21 protein-coding genes, 1 tRNA gene and 2 pseudogenes are annotated in these 19,446 nt (G+C 49.9%); 10 read left to right on the top strand and 14 right to left on the bottom strand.

All coding sequences use genetic code 11. The features are described 5' to 3' along the window. Nucleotides 1-32: 32 nt before the first annotated feature. Entirely contained in the window at nucleotides 33-1,004 is a 972-nt protein-coding gene (locus DCH402_RS17510) for an FAD:protein FMN transferase (protein WP_040002497.1), read from the top strand. Between the two features lie 12 nt (nucleotides 1,005-1,016). On the opposite strand, the gene DCH402_RS17505 is transcribed toward DCH402_RS17510, so the two are convergent. Beyond that, nucleotides 1,017-1,598, bottom strand: a complete 582-nt coding sequence (locus DCH402_RS17505) for a TetR/AcrR family transcriptional regulator (protein ID WP_040002494.1) — start codon at nucleotides 1,596-1,598, stop codon at nucleotides 1,017-1,019. 93 nt (nucleotides 1,599-1,691) lie between these two features. Beyond that, nucleotides 1,692-2,741, bottom strand: coding sequence for an aldo/keto reductase (locus tag DCH402_RS17500; RefSeq protein ID WP_040002492.1), 1,050 nt, complete (start codon nucleotides 2,739-2,741; stop codon nucleotides 1,692-1,694). A gap of 116 nt (nucleotides 2,742-2,857) precedes the next feature. Here DCH402_RS17500 and DCH402_RS17495 point away from each other — a divergent pair, with 116 nt between their 5' ends. Then, on the top strand, nucleotides 2,858-3,721 hold the full coding sequence (locus tag DCH402_RS17495; RefSeq protein WP_040002491.1) for an SDR family NAD(P)-dependent oxidoreductase: 864 nt from the start codon (nucleotides 2,858-2,860) through the stop codon (nucleotides 3,719-3,721). A gap of 255 nt (nucleotides 3,722-3,976) precedes the next feature. After that, nucleotides 3,977-4,978, top strand: coding sequence for an NADP-dependent oxidoreductase (locus tag DCH402_RS17490; RefSeq protein WP_040002489.1), 1,002 nt, complete (start codon nucleotides 3,977-3,979; stop codon nucleotides 4,976-4,978). Between the two features lie 543 nt (nucleotides 4,979-5,521). Here DCH402_RS17490 and DCH402_RS17485 read toward each other — a convergent pair. The 4 genes and pseudogenes from DCH402_RS17485 to DCH402_RS23200 form a co-directional block, all read right to left on the bottom strand. Beyond that, nucleotides 5,522-5,800 carry a hypothetical protein gene (locus DCH402_RS17485; protein ID WP_152486942.1) on the bottom strand — a complete coding sequence of 93 codons (279 nt, stop codon included), beginning with the start codon at nucleotides 5,798-5,800 and terminating at the stop codon, nucleotides 5,522-5,524. An 11-nt stretch (nucleotides 5,801-5,811) separates the two neighbouring features. Continuing rightward, nucleotides 5,812-6,300: a hypothetical protein gene (locus tag DCH402_RS17480; protein WP_152486941.1), complete on the bottom strand. Its 489-nt coding sequence runs from the start codon at nucleotides 6,298-6,300 to the stop codon at nucleotides 5,812-5,814. 79 nt (nucleotides 6,301-6,379) lie between these two features. Next, nucleotides 6,380-6,736 carry a site-specific integrase gene (locus DCH402_RS22670; RefSeq protein WP_161624084.1) on the bottom strand — a complete coding sequence of 119 codons (357 nt, stop codon included), beginning with the start codon at nucleotides 6,734-6,736 and terminating at the stop codon, nucleotides 6,380-6,382. A gap of 79 nt (nucleotides 6,737-6,815) precedes the next feature. Further along, nucleotides 6,816-7,328 (bottom strand): annotated as a pseudogene (locus DCH402_RS23200) (transposase); the annotation flags it as partial. A gap of 181 nt (nucleotides 7,329-7,509) precedes the next feature. Here DCH402_RS23200 and DCH402_RS17470 point away from each other — a divergent pair. After that, nucleotides 7,510-7,758, top strand: a pseudogene (locus DCH402_RS17470) (baseplate J/gp47 family protein); the annotation flags it as partial. A gap of 206 nt (nucleotides 7,759-7,964) precedes the next feature. Here DCH402_RS17470 and DCH402_RS23195 read toward each other — a convergent pair. The 5 genes from DCH402_RS23195 to rpsU all read right to left on the bottom strand — a co-directional run bounded on the left by DCH402_RS23195 (nucleotide 7,965) and on the right by rpsU (nucleotide 12,846). Beyond that, entirely contained in the window at nucleotides 7,965-8,234 is a 270-nt protein-coding gene (locus DCH402_RS23195; RefSeq protein WP_233276298.1) for a hypothetical protein, read from the bottom strand. 180 nt (nucleotides 8,235-8,414) lie between these two features. Continuing rightward, a tRNA-Ile gene (locus DCH402_RS17465) sits at nucleotides 8,415-8,490 on the bottom strand. Between the two features lie 266 nt (nucleotides 8,491-8,756). After that, nucleotides 8,757-10,592, bottom strand: a complete 1,836-nt coding sequence (gene rpoD, locus DCH402_RS17460; RefSeq protein ID WP_040002484.1) for an RNA polymerase sigma factor RpoD — start codon at nucleotides 10,590-10,592, stop codon at nucleotides 8,757-8,759. Nucleotides 10,593-10,748: 156 nt separating this feature from the next. Further along, the gene (gene dnaG, locus DCH402_RS17455) at nucleotides 10,749-12,503 is read right to left on the bottom strand and encodes a DNA primase (protein ID WP_040002482.1); all 1,755 of its coding nucleotides are present in this window, start codon (nucleotides 12,501-12,503) and stop codon (nucleotides 10,749-10,751) included. A gap of 127 nt (nucleotides 12,504-12,630) precedes the next feature. Continuing rightward, complete coding sequence (rpsU, locus tag DCH402_RS17450) at nucleotides 12,631-12,846, bottom strand: 30S ribosomal protein S21 (protein ID WP_001144069.1); 216 nt, start codon at nucleotides 12,844-12,846, stop codon at nucleotides 12,631-12,633. 231 nt (nucleotides 12,847-13,077) lie between these two features. On the opposite strand from rpsU, the gene tsaD reads away from it, so the two are divergent. Continuing rightward, a complete protein-coding gene (gene tsaD, locus DCH402_RS17445) occupies nucleotides 13,078-14,091 on the top strand; it encodes a tRNA (adenosine(37)-N6)-threonylcarbamoyltransferase complex transferase subunit TsaD (RefSeq protein WP_040002480.1) in 1,014 nt (337 codons plus the stop codon). A 70-nt stretch (nucleotides 14,092-14,161) separates the two neighbouring features. Here the strand turns inward: tsaD and argR are convergent, their stop codons facing one another. Then, entirely contained in the window at nucleotides 14,162-14,632 is a 471-nt protein-coding gene (argR, locus tag DCH402_RS17440) for a transcriptional regulator ArgR (RefSeq protein WP_012771142.1), read from the bottom strand. A 471-nt stretch (nucleotides 14,633-15,103) separates the two neighbouring features. Between argR and mdh the strand changes: the two genes are divergently transcribed. Further along, nucleotides 15,104-16,045 (top strand): malate dehydrogenase, encoded by a 942-nt coding sequence (mdh, locus tag DCH402_RS17435; protein ID WP_040002478.1) that lies wholly within the window; start codon nucleotides 15,104-15,106, stop codon nucleotides 16,043-16,045. 69 nt (nucleotides 16,046-16,114) lie between these two features. Here the strand turns inward: mdh and DCH402_RS21690 are convergent, their stop codons facing one another. Next, a complete protein-coding gene (locus tag DCH402_RS21690) occupies nucleotides 16,115-16,396 on the bottom strand; it encodes a helix-turn-helix domain-containing protein (RefSeq protein ID WP_027713127.1) in 282 nt (93 codons plus the stop codon). A gap of 188 nt (nucleotides 16,397-16,584) precedes the next feature. Here DCH402_RS21690 and DCH402_RS17430 point away from each other — a divergent pair, with 188 nt between their 5' ends. Together DCH402_RS17430 and DCH402_RS17425 are read left to right on the top strand one after the other, a co-directional pair. Continuing rightward, nucleotides 16,585-16,971: a DNA-binding protein gene (locus tag DCH402_RS17430; protein WP_012771140.1), complete on the top strand. Its 387-nt coding sequence runs from the start codon at nucleotides 16,585-16,587 to the stop codon at nucleotides 16,969-16,971. Between the two features lie 221 nt (nucleotides 16,972-17,192). Then, on the top strand, nucleotides 17,193-17,585 hold the full coding sequence (locus tag DCH402_RS17425) for a DNA-binding protein (RefSeq protein ID WP_033581141.1): 393 nt from the start codon (nucleotides 17,193-17,195) through the stop codon (nucleotides 17,583-17,585). Nucleotide 17,586: 1 nt separating this feature from the next. Here the strand turns inward: DCH402_RS17425 and ispB are convergent, their stop codons facing one another. Continuing rightward, nucleotides 17,587-18,558 (bottom strand): octaprenyl diphosphate synthase, encoded by a 972-nt coding sequence (gene ispB / locus DCH402_RS17420; protein ID WP_040002477.1) that lies wholly within the window; start codon nucleotides 18,556-18,558, stop codon nucleotides 17,587-17,589. 259 nt (nucleotides 18,559-18,817) lie between these two features. Here ispB and rplU point away from each other — a divergent pair, with 259 nt between their 5' ends. After that, on the top strand, nucleotides 18,818-19,129 hold the full coding sequence (gene rplU, locus DCH402_RS17415) for a 50S ribosomal protein L21 (RefSeq protein ID WP_012771137.1): 312 nt from the start codon (nucleotides 18,818-18,820) through the stop codon (nucleotides 19,127-19,129). Between the two features lie 19 nt (nucleotides 19,130-19,148). Next, a complete protein-coding gene (gene rpmA / locus DCH402_RS17410; protein ID WP_012771136.1) occupies nucleotides 19,149-19,406 on the top strand; it encodes a 50S ribosomal protein L27 in 258 nt (85 codons plus the stop codon). Nucleotides 19,407-19,446 lie beyond the last annotated feature (40 nt).

Genomic DNA, 19,446 nt, shown 5'->3' with positions numbered 1-19,446 from the left:
CATCATTCACGTCTCTTTCGGGGGGATTCATTATGCCGCCAGACGATCGGGTTTATACCTATTCCACGGTTCTTATGGGTTCGCCGATTCTGCTGAAATTGTTTGAACCTAATCAGCCACTGGCTTTGCTGGTGTTTAAGCGGATTAAACAACTGGAAGATGAACTCACCGTTAATCGCGCTCACTCTGATGTGATGACTATCAATCAGGCGGCAGGGAAACACCCGGTTATCGTCAGTCAGCCGCTGTTTAATCTGATTAAGCGCGCCCTAGAGGTCAGCCTGCTGGAGGACAGTGGCTTTAATTTCACCATTGGACCGGTAGTCAAACGCTGGCGAATCGGTTTTCACGGCCGCAGTGTGCCGCCTGCCGACGAACTGCAAGCGTTGCTGCCGCTGACGGACCCGCGTTGCGTTGTGCTCAATGCGCAGCAACGCTCGGTATGGCTGGAAAAAGCGGGGATGGAAATTGATTTAGGGGCGATAGCGAAAGGCTATATTGCTGATGTCATCAGGCAATTGCTGTACCAGCAGCATGTCTACCATGCGTTGATCAACCTGGGCGGCAATGTACTGGCGATTGGCAGGCCGCAGAACGGCGGCCAGACTGCCTGGTCGGTCGGATTGCAAAAACCGTTTGGTGACAATGGCGAACTCATCGGCATGATTCATGTAGCGAATAAGTCGGTGGTGACGTCCGGTATTTACGAGCGTTATTTCGAGTGTGATGGTCGTGTGTATCACCATATCCTCGACCCGAAAACCGGCTACCCGCTGGATAACGAATTACTCAGCGTGACCATTATTTCCGATACCTCCATCGACGGGGACATCTACACCACCCTGATTTATGGTCTGGGCGTGGAAAAAGGTCTGGCTTACCTGTCCCAGCTACCGCACATCGAAGCCATTTTGGTGACTAAAGACCGGCAGGTGATGCTCTCCTCGCAGCGGCAGTATGATTTTACGCTGCTGGATGCGGAGTATGAGAGGGTGATGCTGTAACGGCGCGACGTGCTATGCCTCGTTCAGCAGCGCTTTTTTGGCTGCCGCGAGAAATTCATCCGATAGCGGATCGCCACAGGTGGATCGCGATAGTACCAATGCACCGATTAGCAAGGTTGCCTGCGTCAGCACCTGTTGCCTGCGCTGTTCGCCGTCTTCCTTGTCGGAAAGGGACTCCAGTCTGCCCAGCATGTCTTTCACGCCATTGAGATACACTTCTCGTATCGGTTTTTCTTCACTTTCCCGAGCGACATCACTGGCTAACGCGGTGATTGCGCATCCGTCCTTGACGTCATCACGGTGTCTGGCAGACAAGTAGTTTTCTACCAGTGTGTACAGGTTGTTTTGCCCCGGCTGTTGGCTGATCGCCTGCCATTGTATGCTGATGTCTTCAAACGCCTTGCGGCTGGCGATAGCGGCCAGTTCATCCTTGGAAGCAAAGTGTCCATAGAAGCCACCGTGGGTTAATCCCGCTGCCGCCATCAAGTCATTCACACTGGCGCCGTTCAGGCCGCGTTCACGAAAGAGCTGCGAAGAAACGTGGATGATTTCTTCGCGGTTTCGCTCCATCTGCTGTTTTGATACACGGGCCATCGCTTTCTCCTCACCACCGGGCAGGCATCATCTTAGTGTATGAAAATATCAGACTCAATAGATGATGCCTTTCATCAATAATGATCAAACGGCTCAGGCACGTGGCGGTCGTAGCGCGGCGATGCGCGCGGTGTCGCCGCCCTGAGCGCGGGGCAGACTGCCTGCTATCTGATCGTGCGGGGTCCCGAGCGAGACGGCGCTGGCGTTATCAAGGCGCGCCATCTGTTCATCACTAAGCGTCACCTCCAGTGCCGCCAGAGTATCATCCAGCTGATTCAGGGTACGGGAACCCAGAATAGGGATCAGACTGGTGCTGGAATGGGCCGCTTTCTGCCGCAGCCAGGCAATGGCAATGTGCAAAGGTTGCCGCTGTTGCTCTTGTGACACGGCGATGACTTCATCCAGCAGCGTGGTATCCTGCTCGATGTGCACCAACCTGCCGCCCAATCCCTGCAGGCGACCTTCACTGCTGTGGCGGTATTTCCCTGTCAACAGACCGCCGCCCAGCGGAGACCAAAGCGTTGCCGCCAGCCCCAGCGCTTCCGCCATCGGCAGCAGTTCCCGTTCGGCGGTGCGCTGTGCCAGGCTGTATTCCACCTGAATACCGGCAATACGCGACCAGCCCCGCAGCTCCGCCATCGTATCTGCCCGGGCGATACGCCAGGCCGGGAAATTGGATAGCCCGGCATACTGGATTTTCCCTGCGCGGATCAGGTCATCAAAGGTGCGAACGATCTCTTCAAGCGGGGTTAACTGATCGTCAAAATGTGCCCACAGTATATCAATACGGTCGGTTTTCAGTCGCTTAAGACTGTTTTCCACCGACGAAATCATGTTCTTACGGCTGTTGCCGGTTTGAGAGATGCCCGCGTCCGGCATCGCGCTGAGGGTATATTTCGTCGCGACGACAAAGTGATCGCGATCAGCGGCGATGAACTCGCCGATTATCTCCTCAGACTGGCCGAACTGATAGGCATCAGCCGTATCGATAAAGTTGCCGCCAGCATGGGTATAACGATCAAATACCTGCTTTGCCTGTTCTTTTTCCGAACCATAGCCCCAACGGGTACCAAAGTTGCCTGTGCCGAGCGCCAGCTCGGATACGCGTAAACCGGTGTTACGGCCAAACGTGGTGTAGTGCATGCTGCTAACCCTCATATTATAAATGTCAGTTGACATCTATAATATATGTCATACATCATCTATTCATGCAAGCATGATGATCATCATCTCTATCTCCCTGACAAAAGAGCAAACGTATGACGACAACTCCTTCGGTTCTCATCACTGACGCTTCATCCGGCATTGGCGCTGTCTATGCCGAGCGTTTCGCCAGCCGTGGCCATGATTTGGTGCTGGTTGCCCGCGATCATATACGCATGGATGCCCTGGCAACCGATCTGAGCCAGAAGAATGGCGTCACTGTCGATGTTCTGTCGGCTGATCTCACCCGATCCGACGATCTTGCTGCGGTGGCTGCGCGACTGCGCGAAGACAGGCGTATTGGGGTCCTCGTGAATAACGCGGGGATGAATATCGGTGGGAACTTCATTGAACAGTCGACGGACGATGTCGAGCGGCTGGTCACACTCAACACGACGGCGCTTGTCCGGCTTACCAGCGCGATTGCCCCACGGCTGGCGGAGGTAGGTGGAGGGGCCATCATCAATATTGGCTCAGTGGTCGGCATGGCACCGGAGTTCGGGTTGACCGTTTATGGTGCGACCAAGGCGTTCGTGCTGTTTCTGTCTCAGGGACTCTGTCTTGAGCTGGCTCCCAGTGGTGTCTACGTTCAGGCCGTGCTTCCTGACGTGACGTACACAGAGATTGGGGAGTGCTCAGGCACTGACATCAATACGCTTCCCGATGTGATGGCAGTAGAGGAACTGGTGGATGCTGCGCTGGTTGGTTTTGATCGCCGCGAACCGGTAACCATCCCGTCGCTCCACGAATTCGGGCAATGGGCGGCCTATCAACACGCCCGGCAAGCTATGCTGCCGGGGTTCGCACAGGCGCATTCTGCCATACGTTATCGACTGATGCATACGCCGATAATGAATTGCGTCCACAGTGCGCCGATTTTATTTACTCAGAAAACAGACAGCTTAATGACGAATCAATAGACGAGGTATTTTATGACATCAAATAAGCCGATAGTGCCAGGTTTACTGGAGTTGGGTATCCGCGAGGGTTTGCCGCTTGATCTTGATGTTTAGGACATTCAGCGTACGACGGTTTATCCCTCGGATTCCGGTCTCTGGCTTTCTTGTCGATACGGCTGTTCTTCCTTTTCACATTGTTTTTCTTTCTGTTATTCGTGCTGATAAGCGCGGGTTGGCATACCGTTAATCGGTCATCATTCTGGAGAGCAACACATTATGAAAGCGTTCGTTATTGATCGGTATGGCCGCAGAGGCGGCGGACGAATAGGTGAAATGCCTGAACCGGAACTCGGAGGTGATGACGTCCTAATTCAGGTGCATGCCGCTGGTGTCAACCTGCTTGATGCCAAAATCGGGAAAGGCGAATTCAGACTTGTTCTGCCTTATCGTTTACCGTTGGTGTTGGGGAATGATGTGGCCGGCGTCGTCGTTCGCGTCGGGCAGACAGTAAAACGATTTAAGCCGGGCGATGAGGTCTATGCGCGGCCAGACCAGCAGCGTATCGGCGCTTTTGCCGAATTTATCGCCGTCAAAGAGGATTCTCTGGCGCTGAAACCTGGCAACCTCAGTATGGAAGAAGCAGCTTCTCTGCCGCTGGTTAGCCTGACGGCCTGGCAAGTGTTGGTTGAAACCGCAAAGCTGAAGAAAGGGCAAAAGGTGCTGATTCACGCCGGTTCCGGCGGTGTAGGCACCATCGCTATCCAGCTCGCTAAACATCTCGGCGCTTTCGTCGCTACCACGACCAGCACGAGTAATGTTGAGTGGGTCAAAGCGCTGGGGGCCGATGTCGTCATTGATTACCGGAAGCAGGATTTTGAAACCGTACTGCATGGCTACGATGTGGTACTGAACAGTTTGGGTAATGATGTGCTGGAAAAATCGCTGCAGGTGTTAAAACCCGGCGGGCAGCTCATCTCGATATCCGGCCCGCCCACACCGGAATTTGCGGCAGAGCAGGGGCTTTCATGGGGGCTGAAGCAGGTGATGCGCCTCCTGAGCCACCGTATCAGGAAGCGGGCGAAGCAGAAGGGAGTGAGCTACGCGTTTGTCTTTATGCGAGCCAACGGCAAGCAGCTTGACGACATTAGCGCTCTCATTGAGTCAGGCATCATCAGGCCGGTGGTGGACCGGGTCTTTCCGTTTGCTGCTACCGCAGATGCGCTGTCTTACGTTGAAACGGGGCGGGCGAAAGGCAAGGTAGTCGTCAAATTAAGCTAGGGTCTGTCCCTTAACCTCCCTACACGCTAAAAAGTGCTGCAAGAATCATTTCCGAGATGTGACTTTTGGTTAAACATTGATCGTTTTTAGTCGTTCTTTATCGCTTAAAGCGTTTTTTTGCACAGTTATAACAATGCTGAACTGTACAAAAAATAGTTACGGGACACAGCCTAGTAGTTAGCTGTTGGCGAAGGGATGAGTCGAGCCATAGGCTAGATTCTATATATTTGATTTAAAATACTTTAATCATATAACAAATGAGGTATCAGATTAGGAGAGGTTTTAAAAATGGGGCGACAAAAATGGGACACTCGCTCCTGAATAACAAAAAAGCCACCGCTGAGCGGTGGCTTAATTATATGATTTTAAAGCTAAAATCTGGTGACCCCTGTTGGGTTTGAACCAACGACCAAGCGATTATGAAAACATAGTTTTTCCTTCATTTTATTTTCTTTTAAATCAATTACTTAATTATTTTTTTGTCAATTTTTTACATTGTGAAAGAACATAGAAAGCATATACGCATCTATCTGTATGTTATTTTTAATATCTTTTTGTTGATACTTTTTTATGATAAGTTGGCTGACTCAGCATAATTGCTTCTGGCATTATTAGTAATTGCTTACTATGGGCCTCGAAAAAATATTTAACAGGTTTGTAACTGTGTTCAGCATAGACTAATAGCCAGAATGTTCTTTCGCGAGATGTATTGGCTAGGAAAACATTAATCAAATCCAATTTGAACTGTTCATTATTAAAGCTATCTATTGTTTTTATTATCTGCTCTAATATTAAAGTCTCTTCAAAATATTTAACTTTCATTTCATTAGTTATCATATGAAAGTGAAAGGAAAAAGGTAATTTTTTATTTTTCCACTATCGTCACTTTCATCTGAATCAATATGATTGTTATATCGTGATAAAGCGAACTCTAGAAATTCACTTTCTGATTTTGTGGTATAAATCTGTGATTCTTCATCCCAGACATGGTATTTTTTATTATCAAGTTTGTTATTTAGAGCATTAACATATCTGATGATTAATGATAATGCATACTCTTTTCTTCTTTTTTTGACTTCTTTTTTATAAAATTTCTTTTGTAATTCGAGTTGTTCTTTGTGGTTTTCGGTCGTTGTACGAAGGTTGGCTTCAATTAATTCATTGTTTTTGTTGTTATTTTTTATAGTGATGCTCAAGGTCATTATTAATCCAATAAGCATTAAACCAGAGAATATAATTCCGCCATTTCCTAAAATATAAGCGTTAAAGTCATCCCAGTTGAATGTGTTATTGGGTAATGGTGAAGTATAGGACTTCAGCATGTAGGTGATCGCTGATATAAACAAAAAAATTAATAATGTAGTAATTATTACAGAAAAGATTGATTTTTTCATGGTTAAGTTAATTCTCTAAAGGACTAAACCTAATTGCATCATCCAGATGTTCGGGAGAAAAACTGGCATAGCGCATCTTCATCTCAGTATTACCGAGAGCTTTTAGTAATGTTAGCGTATTTCCTCCATTCATCATGAAATTTTGGCTAAACGTGTGCCGAGAAATATAGGGAGGCTGTACATGTTGACTCTCTATTTCAGTGTGTTGAATCGTTTTTGGGGTAGGAAAAGAGCAAGGAAATAATACTGAATCATGCACTTCTGGTAACCAGCCATACAATGGCTGGTTAGTCGGAATCGTAGTGTTTCCTTTGGTTTTTATCAAGGTATTCCGATAGTCCGGCATTACTGCTTGCCTCAACATTCTACTTGTCCCTTATTCTAAAACCTGTTGCCAGAAATACACGCCTAATCCCATGCAGATTAAATAACTTCGCACATTGCCGGCCCACTTCAGCCACACCGTGTTGATTGCCGGGGAATGACGAAACAGCATTCATAAACTGTCAAGTAACTACCGCATGTATCGACGCTTATGGTTCGCGTTATCGTTTCGTGTAACGAAAGCCACAGTCGCCCTATCGGATCCAACCACGGCGAATATGTTAGCAGGAATAACAACCGGAACGTCGTATTTTTTCCAGTCAGCGCCCCACGTTGCGGTTTTTATGGATGATGTAGTTATCCACCACTAACGTGATGCTTTTTGCCCATCGGTATGTACACGGCAATAATTCTAACAACCCGATAAATAAATCAGAACTATTGCTGCTGGCGTAGGGGATTTGTACCCGTTCCTGAATGCAGCACGCCAGCCAAATCATGCTTCTGGTTATGTCTCGGCGTGGTTATGTATTTTGGTTGCCCTCTCTCTGGGCATCCGGTCCCGCGCCGATTTCCGGGTTCAGGTCGATATCAGCTTCATACTGATAAAACACGGGATGCTCCGTCTGCTCCTAAGTCAGCGCTCGCTTTTGCTTTGGGACACTGTGCCCGTTTTACGAATCTGCTGGTCTGGTTTTCCCCGGAACTACAGCTGTTAACTGTAATTTATTTATCAATAACATACTGAACATCTCTTGTTGTGATTTCCGGCCTGAATACGCCATTATAATGGCTTGCCTGAGTCAAGACTACATTATCTGGCTGAAAGACGTTCTGATCAGCGTGGTACTGGCCAATATGTATCTGGCTACGGCGTCCGGCTCATTCCTCAATCTGTTCGCCTGGGGTGTCAATCTGTCACGTAAGGCGGCCACGGCGGCATCGGGCGTTATCCGCTTCTATAAGTCGGATGCGGCGCAGGCCGTGGTGATCCCGGCGGGTACGCTGATCCAGACTGAACGCATTAACGGCACGATTTTCAGCGTGGCGGTGTCAGCGGATAATCCCAAAATCGATGATGCTCTTACCTTGCAGGTCATAGGTGCGGTTGTGTGTCATCGTTATTTTTGCGTTGAACCCGTTGGTAAATTTCACTTTGTCACCGATGAACGTCATTTGTTTTTTGGCTTCGTTCAGGCGGAAATGTGAAAACATGGGGGTCATCATTCCGTCAGTCCACTCGAAATCATATTTGGATGACTTTTCTATCAAAGGGCGACAGCGTGATGCTGCTTCAATCCAGTTTTTATCAAACAAGCATTGACCGTCATTTGCTGCGCAATTCTTTGGGGTATCAGCTTTTGCGGTGGGCTTGTCATCACTTCCGCCAAAGATTTTTGTAGCACCCCAAACCAGTAACACCAGGACCACAAAACCTGACCGGCTGTGGTACTAGGATTTTTAACGCCGCAGTGCGGGCAGACTTTTGCAGAGGTTGATACTTCTTTCTTACATTCTTTGCATTTTGTTAAAGCCATAAACCAAGTCCCATTTGATTCAAAGAAGCTAAATAATATGACAAGAGATGAGGAGGGATCACTGAGGGAAGTGGTACTTATGATGAAAGTCCACCGCCATTCTATCGCCACTAAAATAGAGAGTATAAAAAAGCCACCCGCTAAAAGGTGGCTTAATCATATGATTTTAAAGCTAAAATTTGGTGGCCCCTGTTGGGTTTGAACCAACGACCAAGCGATTATGAGTCGCCTGCTCTAACCACTGAGCTAAGGGGCCAAACGGGTGTTAATTATAGGTAATCCGGCTAGTCGGGTCTATAGCCCGGCGACCGTATGGTCGTTTTGTATTCACTTTACAGTAGATTGTTATTATTAAGAATTCATGCGGGGTTTGGTGGGAGCCTGTGGGCATTAGCGCATGACCACACTGTGCACAGTACCGCTTTTGCCCCGGCGGACGGGAGAAGGAGGCGCTAATGTGGTTCAAATAAAAACCCCCAGTCGAAACCGGGGGTTGCATCATTAAGTAATAAAACTTATCTATCAGTCATCCAGGAAACTGCGCAGTACTTCAGAGCGGCTCGGATGGCGCAATTTACGCAGTGCTTTCGCTTCGATCTGACGAATACGCTCACGGGTAACGTCGAACTGTTTGCCGACTTCTTCCAGTGTGTGGTCGGTATTCATGTCGATACCAAAACGCATACGCAGTACCTTGGCTTCACGGGCGGTCAGGCCAGCCAGTACGTCGTGGGTAGCGGAGCGCAGGCTTTCTGAAGTAGCGGAATCCAGCGGCAGCTCCAGCGTGGTATCTTCGATGAAATCACCCAGATGTGAATCTTCATCATCACCGATCGGCGTTTCCATCGAGATCGGCTCTTTGGCGATCTTCAAGACCTTACGGATCTTATCTTCCGGCATCAGCATGCGTTCAGCCAGCTCTTCCGGCGTCGGCTCACGGCCCATTTCCTGCAGCATCTGGCGGGAAATACGATTGAGTTTGTTAATCGTCTCAATCATGTGCACCGGAATACGGATGGTGCGCGCCTGATCCGCGATAGAGCGGGTAATCGCCTGACGAATCCACCAGGTGGCATAGGTAGAAAATTTGTAACCGCGGCGGTATTCGAATTTGTCTACCGCCTTCATCAGGCCGATGTTGCCTTCCTGAATCAGATCGAGGAACTGCAAGCCGCGGTTGGTGTATTTCTTGGCAATCGAAATCACCAGACGCAGGTTCGCTTCCACCATCTCTTTCTTGGCGCGGCGAGCCTTGGCTTCACCGATGGACATACGGCGGTTGATATCCTTCACCTGCTCGATAGTCAGACCGGTTTCTTCTTCGATCTGCTGCAGTTTTTGCAGGCTGCGATGTACGTCGTCTTCAACTTCGCGCAGTTTTTCACACCAGGGCTTGCCCATGGACAGTGCGGCTTCGAACCACTTGCTGTTGGTTTCGTTGCCGGTAAACAGCGTGACAAAGTTTTTCTTCGGCATTTTGCACAGCTCAACGCACAGCTTCATGATCTGGCGTTCCTGAGCGCGCACGCGATCCATCATGGAACGCATGTTATTTACCAACAGGTCGAACTGTTTTGGCACCAGGCGGAACTGTTTAAACACTTCAGACAGTTTGTTGATTTCTTCAATCGCCGACGGGTGGCTGCGGCCATGTGCTTTGATGCTGACGCGGGTCGCTTCATACTGATCGCGCAGTTCGGTGAATTTCTGACGCGCCAGCTCCGGGTCGATGCTGTTGTCATCGTCGGTATCGTCTTCGTCTTCTTCGTTTTCGTCGTCGTCATCGTCGATGCCGTCATTGGCCAGTTCGGCGTTCTCAGGCGCGGCATTCGGCACCAGATCTTCTTCGGCGTTCGGATCCACAAAGCCGGTGATCAGATCAGACAGGCGGCTTTCTCCCGCTTCAACGCGATCGTACTGCTCCAGCAGATAGGTGATGGCTTCCGGGTATTCGGCAACGGAGCATTGCACCTGATTGATACCGTCTTCGATTCGCTTGGCGATATCGATTTCCCCTTCACGGGTCAGCAGTTCGACGGTGCCCATTTCACGCATGTACATACGAACCGGATCGGTCGTACGGCCAATCTCAGATTCGACGCTGGATAATACCTGAGCCGCTGCTTCAGCCGCGTCTTCATCGGCGGTATTTTCAGCCAGCATGAGATCATCGGCATCCGGTGCTTCTTCCATCACCTGGATGCCCATGTCGTTAATCATCTGGATGATGTCTTCGATCTGATCGGAGTCGATGATATCTTCCGGCAGATGGTCATTGACCTCAGCATAGGTCAGGTAGCCTTGCTCCTTACCACGGGTGACAAGTAGCTTGAGCTGTGACTGCGGGTTTTGCTCCATAAGACGGTATCCACACTTCAGAATATTGGGGTTGGTGTCGGTCAGCGTAAATCGCTAACAATAACATTAGGGGTATTTTTCTTATCGCCGCAGCCCCTGTAGCGGCACGCTGTAGGGCTCAACCCTACTGTTTATCGGCAATTAAGCCGCAGGAAATCAGTTTTTTCGTGTCAGCGCCAGTTGCAGCGACCACAACTCTTTGCGCTCATTCATGCTCAGCCCATGTGTTCTTTCACGAGCAATGAGCGTATCCATCCGTTGCTGTAGCAACTGGTCATAGAGCTCTGCCAGGCTGATGCGAAATTTTTCTTCGAGCTCTTCTTCTTCAATCATATGGTCCCAGGCGGCCAGGGTTTCAAGCTGCTTGCGATATTTACTTTCGCGATATTTCTCCAGCAGCAATCCCATGTTCATGCCTGGGCTTTCATTGCAGGTTTTTACCAGCGCTAAAAACAACTCCAGCCCTGCAATTTTGTTCTCTTCCACACCGTCCAGCGCCAGCTCCGGCACCTCGGCGGACAACCTCGGATTTTGTACTAAAAGTCCTATCAGTATACGCATAGTTGTGACTTTTAGCCGCGGCGGCTGGTAATGCGATGTTTGTTGCGCTGTCTTCGGTAACAAACGTTCCAACTGGCTGTCATCCAACAGCCCCAGCTTATGGCCGAGTTGTTGACGTAAGTATAAGCGCAACGTTTCGCCCGGGACTTGACCAATAAGGGGTAACGCCAGCGTGCTCAGCTTGGTGCGCCCATCCGGGGTACTCATATCTACCTGTTGTAACAGCGAATCGAATAAAAAGGCTGATAACGGCATCGCCTGCTCGATTCGTTGCTCGAAAGCCGCTTTACCTTCCTGACGAACCAGCGTATCCGGGTCTTCGCCATCAGGCAGGAACATAAAACGCAGTTGCCTGCCGTCATCAAGATAGGGTAGCGCGGTTTCCAGCGCGCGCCAGGCCGCATCACGCCCGGCACGGTCACCATCGTAACAGCACACCACCTGATCGGTGGCGCGGAACAGCAACTGAATATGATCCGCCGTTGTTGATGTTCCCAGTGAGGCGACAGCGTAATTGATGCCGAACTGAGCCAGCGCCACCACATCCATATACCCTTCGACTACCAGCAGTCGCTTCAATTCCGGATTTTTCTGTTGCGCTTCATACAGGCCGTATAATTGCCGACCTTTATGAAAAATCTCGGTTTCCGGCGAGTTCAGGTACTTCGGGGTACCATCGCCCATTACCCGACCGCCGAAAGCAATCACCCGCCCGCGCTTATCGCGGATGGGGAACATCACCCGGTCGCGAAAACGATCATAGGTACGACCATTCTCATTTGTCACCAACATGCCGGCATCAGTCAGCGTGGTTTTGTTTTCGCTGCTGCGGCCGAAACGCTTTAATACGTTATCCCACCCAGGCAATGTACATCCGATAGCGAACTGTTGGATGATTTCATCACTCAGACCACGTCTGGTCAGATACTCTCTGGCAGGGCCGCCTGCGGGTTGCTTCAAGGTATGTTGGTAAAAAGCGCTTAATTGTTCCATCAGCTCGTATAAACTTTGCCGCTGGTGGCGTTCGAACTGCGTCGGACCGGTGCCGGCTTCGTAAGGAACATCCAGTCCGTGCATTGCAGCCAGTTCTTCAATGCTTTCAACGAATTCCAGACGATCATAATTCATCAGGAAATCAATTGCGTTGCCGTGGGCGCCGCAACCAAAGCAATGGTAAAACTGCTTGTCACCGTTAACGGTGAACGAAGGGGTTTTCTCGTGGTGGAACGGGCAACACGCGTGGTAATTTTTGCCCTGCTTTTTTAATTTAACGCGCGCATCGATCAGGTCAACGATGTCGGTACGGGCTAGCAGGTCATTAATAAATACGCGGGGAATACGTCCAGCCATAAGCCCCTTATCTATATACGTTTATAAACGACAATAAGCCGCGCATTCCTTTCGGAAATGCACGGCCTTCGTATGCAACTGCTAAGTCTGCGGATTAATCACGCGGTGGAGGATAACCCCCAAAAAATTAATACAGACGAGTGCGGCGTGCGTTTTCTCGAGCCAGCTTCTTCGCGTGACGTTTCACTGCGGAAGCTTTAGCGCGCTTACGTTCGGTAGTCGGTTTTTCATAGAACTCACGACGACGAACTTCAGCTAAAACACCTGCTTTTTCGCAGGAACGCTTGAAACGACGCAGAGCGACGTCGAACGGCTCGTTTTCACGTACTTTAATTACCGGCATGTGCCTCTCACCTCAGTAAATTCGGTTTGTCGCTGGCCTTGTGCCAGCCTTTTCAAAATGGTGCGGAATTCTACTGCAACCGGGGCGCCTTTGTAAAGTCCATCAGCGATGATAAAACGTGCGATGCGGGGCCGCTCGTCTGCGGGCGAGCTTATGGTAGACTGTGCTCCGCCTGAATCAAGCGGCTGGGCAGGCCGCGGTAAGTCAATGTAACCGAGAGTGAAAACAGCAATGCGCGTATTGGGTATTGAAACATCCTGTGATGAAACCGGGATCGCGATTTATGACACGCAGGCCGGGCTGCTGGCGAATCAGCTTTACAGCCAGGTGAAACTGCATGCTGATTATGGCGGCGTGGTGCCTGAACTGGCGTCCCGCGATCATGTTCGCAAGACCGTACCGTTGATTCAGGCGGCGTTAAAAGAGGCCGGCTTGCAGCAAGGGGATATTGACGGGATCGCCTACACGGCGGGGCCCGGGCTGGTAGGGGCATTACTGGTTGGTGCTACGGTCGGACGTTCGCTGGCGTTTGCCTGGAATGTGCCGGCCATACCGGTTCATCATATGGAAGGTCATCTGTTAGCGCCGATGTTGGAAGATAATCCGCCTGCTTTCCCGTTCGTCGCATTACTGGTATCCGGTGGTCATACGCAGTTGATCAGCGTTACCGGGATTGGTCAATACCGATTGCTGGGTGAGTCCATTGATGATGCCGCCGGTGAGGCGTTTGATAAAACAGCTAAATTGCTGGGACTGGATTACCCTGGGGGGCCGTTGTTATCGAAAATGGCCCAGAATGGTCGCCCCGACCGTTTTGTCTTTCCTCGACCGATGACTGATCGACCGGGGCTGGATTTTAGTTTCTCGGGGCTGAAAACGTTTGCAGCCAATACTATTCGTGAAAATGGCAACGATGCGCAGACTCAGGCGGATATTGCACGAGCGTTTGAAGATGCCGTGGTCGATACGCTGGCCATCAAATGTCGACGTGCGTTGGACGAAACCGGTTTTAGCCGGCTGGTCATGGCCGGCGGTGTGAGCGCCAACCGGACATTGCGCCACCGGCTGGCGGATATGATGGCAAAACGAGGCGGCGAGGTGTTCTATGCGCGTCCTGAGTTCTGCACCGATAATGGCGCGATGATTGCGTATGCAGGGGCAGTTCGGTTTCCCCAAGGAGTCACAGAGGAGCTCGGTATCACCGTGCGGCCACGCTGGCCGCTGGCCGAGTTGCCCGCATTATGATGCGTTGACTCTGTTTCATTTCGCCCCGAATGCTCCCGTCGCCCCGAAACCTCTCGGGGCGAAAGTCACATCAGAGTTCCTGTTCAAATAATACCAGTATGGCTTCATACAATTGCTTGACGCTGAACCCCCTGGCTGGTGTGGTAAAAATCGTATCATCACCGGCGATGGTGCCGAGAATGCCTTCCGATTTACCCAGTGAGTCCAACAGGCGTGCGATCAATTGCGCCGCACCGGGGCTGGTATGAATAACGACCACGGCATCGTTGTAGTCTACGTCCAACACCAGATTTTTTAGCGGGCTGGTAGTAGTGGGGACGCCTAACTCCGCCGGCAGGCAATACACCATTTCCATTTTCGCGTTGCGGGTGCGTACTGCGCCAAACTTGGTCAACATACGGGACACTTTGGACTGGTTGATGTTGTCAAAACCATCATCCTGCAACGCCTGCACAATTTCGCTCTGAGAACTGAACTTCTCTTCTTTTAACAGCGCTTTGAACGCCTTAACCAGATCTTCTTGTTTAGTGGAGTTACGCATTCTGCACCGTATTCGGGAAAAGTGAAATATACCTGGATTATGCATTTAAATGAATTTTTATGCAATATGGGCGCGTATGAAACCGAATTATTGGCTTCATGCATCAGGCAAAAAATTTGTGGCGGCAATACTTTATCGGGGTGTCGAAAAGTGTGTTCTTCATCACATAAAAGTAAAATAAATGTTATCAAAATGATGTTGTTTGGAGGCTGCTTGCAGGTGTAATGTAACATACCCGTTAATCAGTCGTGGGCTTATGTCAGGGCACGCCACAATCGCCTGTTACTTTAATTATCTTTCAGATATCAGGCAGATTGTTAGTTTATTATTAATTACATAGTGCGTTATCGCAGCGGACCTATGTAGTGCCCTTCTGAAAGCAGGTTTGGTGCCAGGCTTATCTCGCGAGCAAAAACGTTTTTAACTAAACGAATCCACGGTAATTTTACTTAACATAATAAGGAGTTTAGGATGAAAGTTGCAGTTCTCGGAGCCGCAGGCGGTATTGGTCAATCCCTTGCCCTTCTCCTCAAAACACAGCTTCCTTCAGGTTCAGAGCTCTCTCTTTATGATATCGCTCCCGTTACGCCGGGTGTGGCTGTCGACCTGAGCCACATTCCCACCGATGTGAAAATCAAAGGTTTTAGTGGCGAAGATGCAACTCCAGCTCTGGAAGGTGCGGATATTGTGTTGATGTCTGCCGGCGTTGCCCGTAAGCCGGGTATGGACCGTTCCGATTTATTTAACGTTAACGCGGGCATTGTGCGTAATCTGGTTTCTCAGATTGCCAGTACCTGTCCTAAAGCCTGTATCGGTATTATCACCAACCCGGTCAATACCACGGTAGCGATTGCCGCCGAAGTGCTGAAACAGGCAGGGGTCTATGACAAAAACAAATTGTTTGGCGTGACGACGCTGGACATTATCCGCTCGAATACCTTTGTTGCTGAACTGAAAGGTAAACAGCCGCAGGAGCTCGAAGTGCCGGTTATCGGCGGTCACTCTGGCGTTACTATTCTGCCGTTGTTGTCTCAGATTCCGGGTGTGAGCTTCACTGAACAAGAAGTCGCAGACCTGACCAAACGTATTCAAAACGCAGGTACTGAGGTTGTGGAAGCGAAAGCCGGTGGCGGGTCAGCAACCCTTTCCATGGGACAGGCGGCCGCACGTTTTGGCTTGTCGCTGGTTCGTGCTCTGCAGGGCGAAAGCGGTGTGGTTGAGTGTGCTTATGTGGAAGGTGATGGTAAGCATGCCCGCTTCTTTGCACAGCCGCTGCTGCTGGGCAAAAACGGTATCGCCGAGCATAAAGATATTGGTGCGTTGAGCGCGTTTGAACAGCAGGCTCTGGTGAGCATGTTAGATACCCTGAAACAGGATATTGCGCTGGGCGAAGAGTTCGTTAACAAGAAATAATCACTATTGTGTAATAACACACTGTAGGTGAGGCCGGAGTTTATTCTCCGGCCTTTTTTTTCGGAAGTATTATTCGGGTTGCGAATCAGAGGGTGGCCGAATCAGTCGTTTGCGATCGAGTAATTCTTGTGTTTCCGGATCGTAATAGCGGCTGGGCCAGATTTCCGATGGATGAATGCCTAGAGCGTCGGCGATTAACCACTCGCCCTTTGGCCATGGGCGTGATAAGGCATTGGCTAGCGTGGAAGAGCTCAAACCGGCACGGCGCGATACGGCAGCAAGCGTTGTCCCTTTCTTTCTCAATGCCGCGATAATATCAGCGGAATGCCAGTCATTTTTCCTTGAATTCATAATCCTTCCCTTATTGCTATTAAGACGACAGCGTATTAATGGTATAACTAACGGCTAATGGTGAATGGTTTCGCTAACCACAAGCCATTATTTGGAAATAATATAGCACCATATTCCTTAATATTTCCAAATTAATTTCCAAATGGATCTGAATAGGTAACGAGTATCACTATCGGGATGAAAAGGACATGAAAAAAGAGTGGTTTGCGACCAGCGAATTGGTTGGTATTGGCGGACTCCCTAAATCACGGCAAGGATTGAATAAGCGAGCCCGAGAAGATGGTTGGGAAAAGCGTCGCCGTAAAGGTGTACAAGGAAGGGGGGTAGAATATTCTATCCATAGCTTGCCTCAGTCTGTTCAGCAAACACTGCTGATGCAGGAAACGTCAGGTGAATATTCGGCAAAGCCGTCAGACATGTTGTCAGTCTGGATCCAGATTTACCATCAGTTGTCTGTTCCTGAACGGGAAAAACTGATTGCGTATATCATGCGCGAAGGCGTGTCTTCCACGTTGAAGCAACTGGGTCTTGCCAATCCGGCAAGCGTGACTTTGATAAAAGATTTTTCTGATTAATTGCCCTGGCCATTCCCGATTGTCTTTTTGTGGAATGGCTTTCCTCCTTTTCTCCGTCAGATTTCTTCCTGGAAGGCTTTCCTGCGCCTAATTAATTCGGCTTTTAACACTATTGCGTTAGTGGTTTGAATAAAATTAGTCTATTATATGGAAACGTAATCGACGTTTTTGTCATCTGGTTATGTATTCGTATCAGGAAAGAGATGAAAGGGAGAACGATGATGGAAAAGACCTGGTTTACAACCAATGAATTGTTAGGGGTGGCAGGGTTGCCGAAATCTCGTCAGGGGCTGAATAAAAAGGCCAAGGATCATGGCTGGGAAAGGCGACGTCGCAAAGGTGTTCAGGGTAAAGGCGTTGAATACGCTATCTGGAGCCTGCCGGAAGAAGTAAAAACTACGCTGATGCGGGAAACATCTCCCGATTATGCTGTGGTCACCCCGACAAATGTTCAGGAGAGTACCTGGATACAGATTTATCACCAGCTTTCGGTGGAAGAACGCACCCGGCTGATTGGGCATATTCTGCGTGAAGGTGCAATGGGTATGCTGGCCCGTCTGGAAAACGGGCCGCGGGAATATAAAAATCAGGACTACGGTATTAAAGAAGAGTGACTTAGAAGTCGCGTTGCACCGCGAGATGAGCCAACCCCTCCAGCGCGGTGCGGAAATCGCTGGCCGGCAGGCACTGAATGGCGGTGATGGCTTTATCGGCTTCTTCCTCGGCTCTCTGTCGTGTATAGGTAAGTGAGCCGCAGGACTGCATGGCAGCCAACACCGGTTCCAGCAAGTGCCGGCCGTTACCCTGTTCAATCGCCTGACGGATCATGATGCGTTGTTCTTCATTACCGTGGTGCATGGCATGCAGCAATGGTAGCGTGGGTTTGCCTTCGTTCAGGTCATCCCCGGTATTTTTACCCAGCGTTTTGCCGTCGGCGCTGTAGTCGAGCAAATCGTCAATCAACTGGAAAGCGGTACCGAGATAACGACCGTACTCCTGCAGTGCCAGTTCTTGCTCGCTGCTGGCATCCGACAGAATGGCTGAAGCCTGTGCCGCCGCTTCGAATAAACGGGCCGTTTTGCTGTAAATCACCCGCATGTAACTGTCTTCGGTAATGTCCGGATCGTTGCAGTTCATGAGCTGGAGCACTTCGCCTTCCGCGATAACGTTAACGGCGTCAGACATAACGGACATAACGCGCAGCGAAGCCAGGCTGGTCATCATCTGAAAGGCGCGGGTATAGATAAAGTCGCCGACCAACACGCTGGCGGCATTGCCGAAAGCGGCATTCGCCGTGGCTTTTCCCCGGCGCATGTCGCTTTCGTCGACGACATCGTCGTGAAGGAGCGTGGCGGTGTGGATAAATTCAATCAGCGCGGCAACGGTAATGTGCTTGTCACCCTGATAGCTCAGCGCTCTAGCGGCCAATACCGCGATCATCGGACGAATACGCTTGCCGCCGCCGCCGATGATGTAATTTCCCAACTGATTGATCAGGACAACATCGGAGTTGAGCTGATCCAGTATGGTCTGGTTGACGGCGGCCATATCCTGTGCGCTTAACGCTGTGATTTGCTCTAAGTTCATTGTTTCTGCCAGCTGATTGCTTCTGTTTCTGCCGTAAAAATACTGATGGTGTCGGCACGGAAAAGGGAACGTTAGGCCTGATTGTACTTGAAAAACGGCGTAGATAAACGGCAGTTCATAGGTTGTATCCTTTTTCTTCACATTGATTGATTCTGCGCTTGTCATCAGTAGGTTTTTTGCGTAGAATTCGCGCCCTATTGTGAATATTTATAGCGCGCTTCACATTATTCAAAGAAGCACGCGGAAAGCGGAGTTTTATATGTACGCAGTTTTCCAAAGTGGTGGTAAACAACACCGAGTAAGCGAAGGCCAGACCGTTCGCTTGGAAAAGCTGGACATCGCAACCGGTGAAGCTGTTGAGTTTGACCAGGTTCTGATGGTTGCCAATGGTGAAGATGTCAAGATCGGCGTTCCTTTCGTCGAAGGCGGCAAAATCAAGGCTGAAGTTGTTGCTCACGGCCGTGGCGAGAAAGTTAAAATCGTTAAGTTTCGTCGCCGTAAACACTACCGTAAGCAGGCTGGCCACCGTCAGTGGTTCACTGACGTGAAAATCACCGGCATCAGCGCTTAAGTTTTAGGAGAGCGGATTAATGGCACACAAAAAAGCTGGCGGTTCTACTCGTAACGGCCGTGACTCAGAAAGTAAACGTCTTGGTGTAAAACGCTTTGGCGGTGAATCGGTTCTGGCTGGCAGCATCATCGTTCGTCAGCGTGGCACCAAATTCCACGCAGGCAGCAACGTAGGCTGTGGTAAAGACCACACCCTGTTTGCACTGTCTGACGGTAAAGTTAAATTCGAAGTAAAAGGCCCGAACAACCGTAAATATATCAGCATCGTTGCTGAGTAATTTTTCGGTATCAGGTTGAATCATAAAGCCCTGCAACTTG

This window comes from Dickeya chrysanthemi NCPPB 402 (assembly GCF_000406105.1).
Classification (GTDB): Bacteria; Pseudomonadota; Gammaproteobacteria; order Enterobacterales; family Enterobacteriaceae; genus Dickeya; species Dickeya chrysanthemi.
The sequence above is the reverse complement of the archived record's forward strand: the minus strand, read 5'-3'. Positions and strand labels throughout refer to the sequence as shown.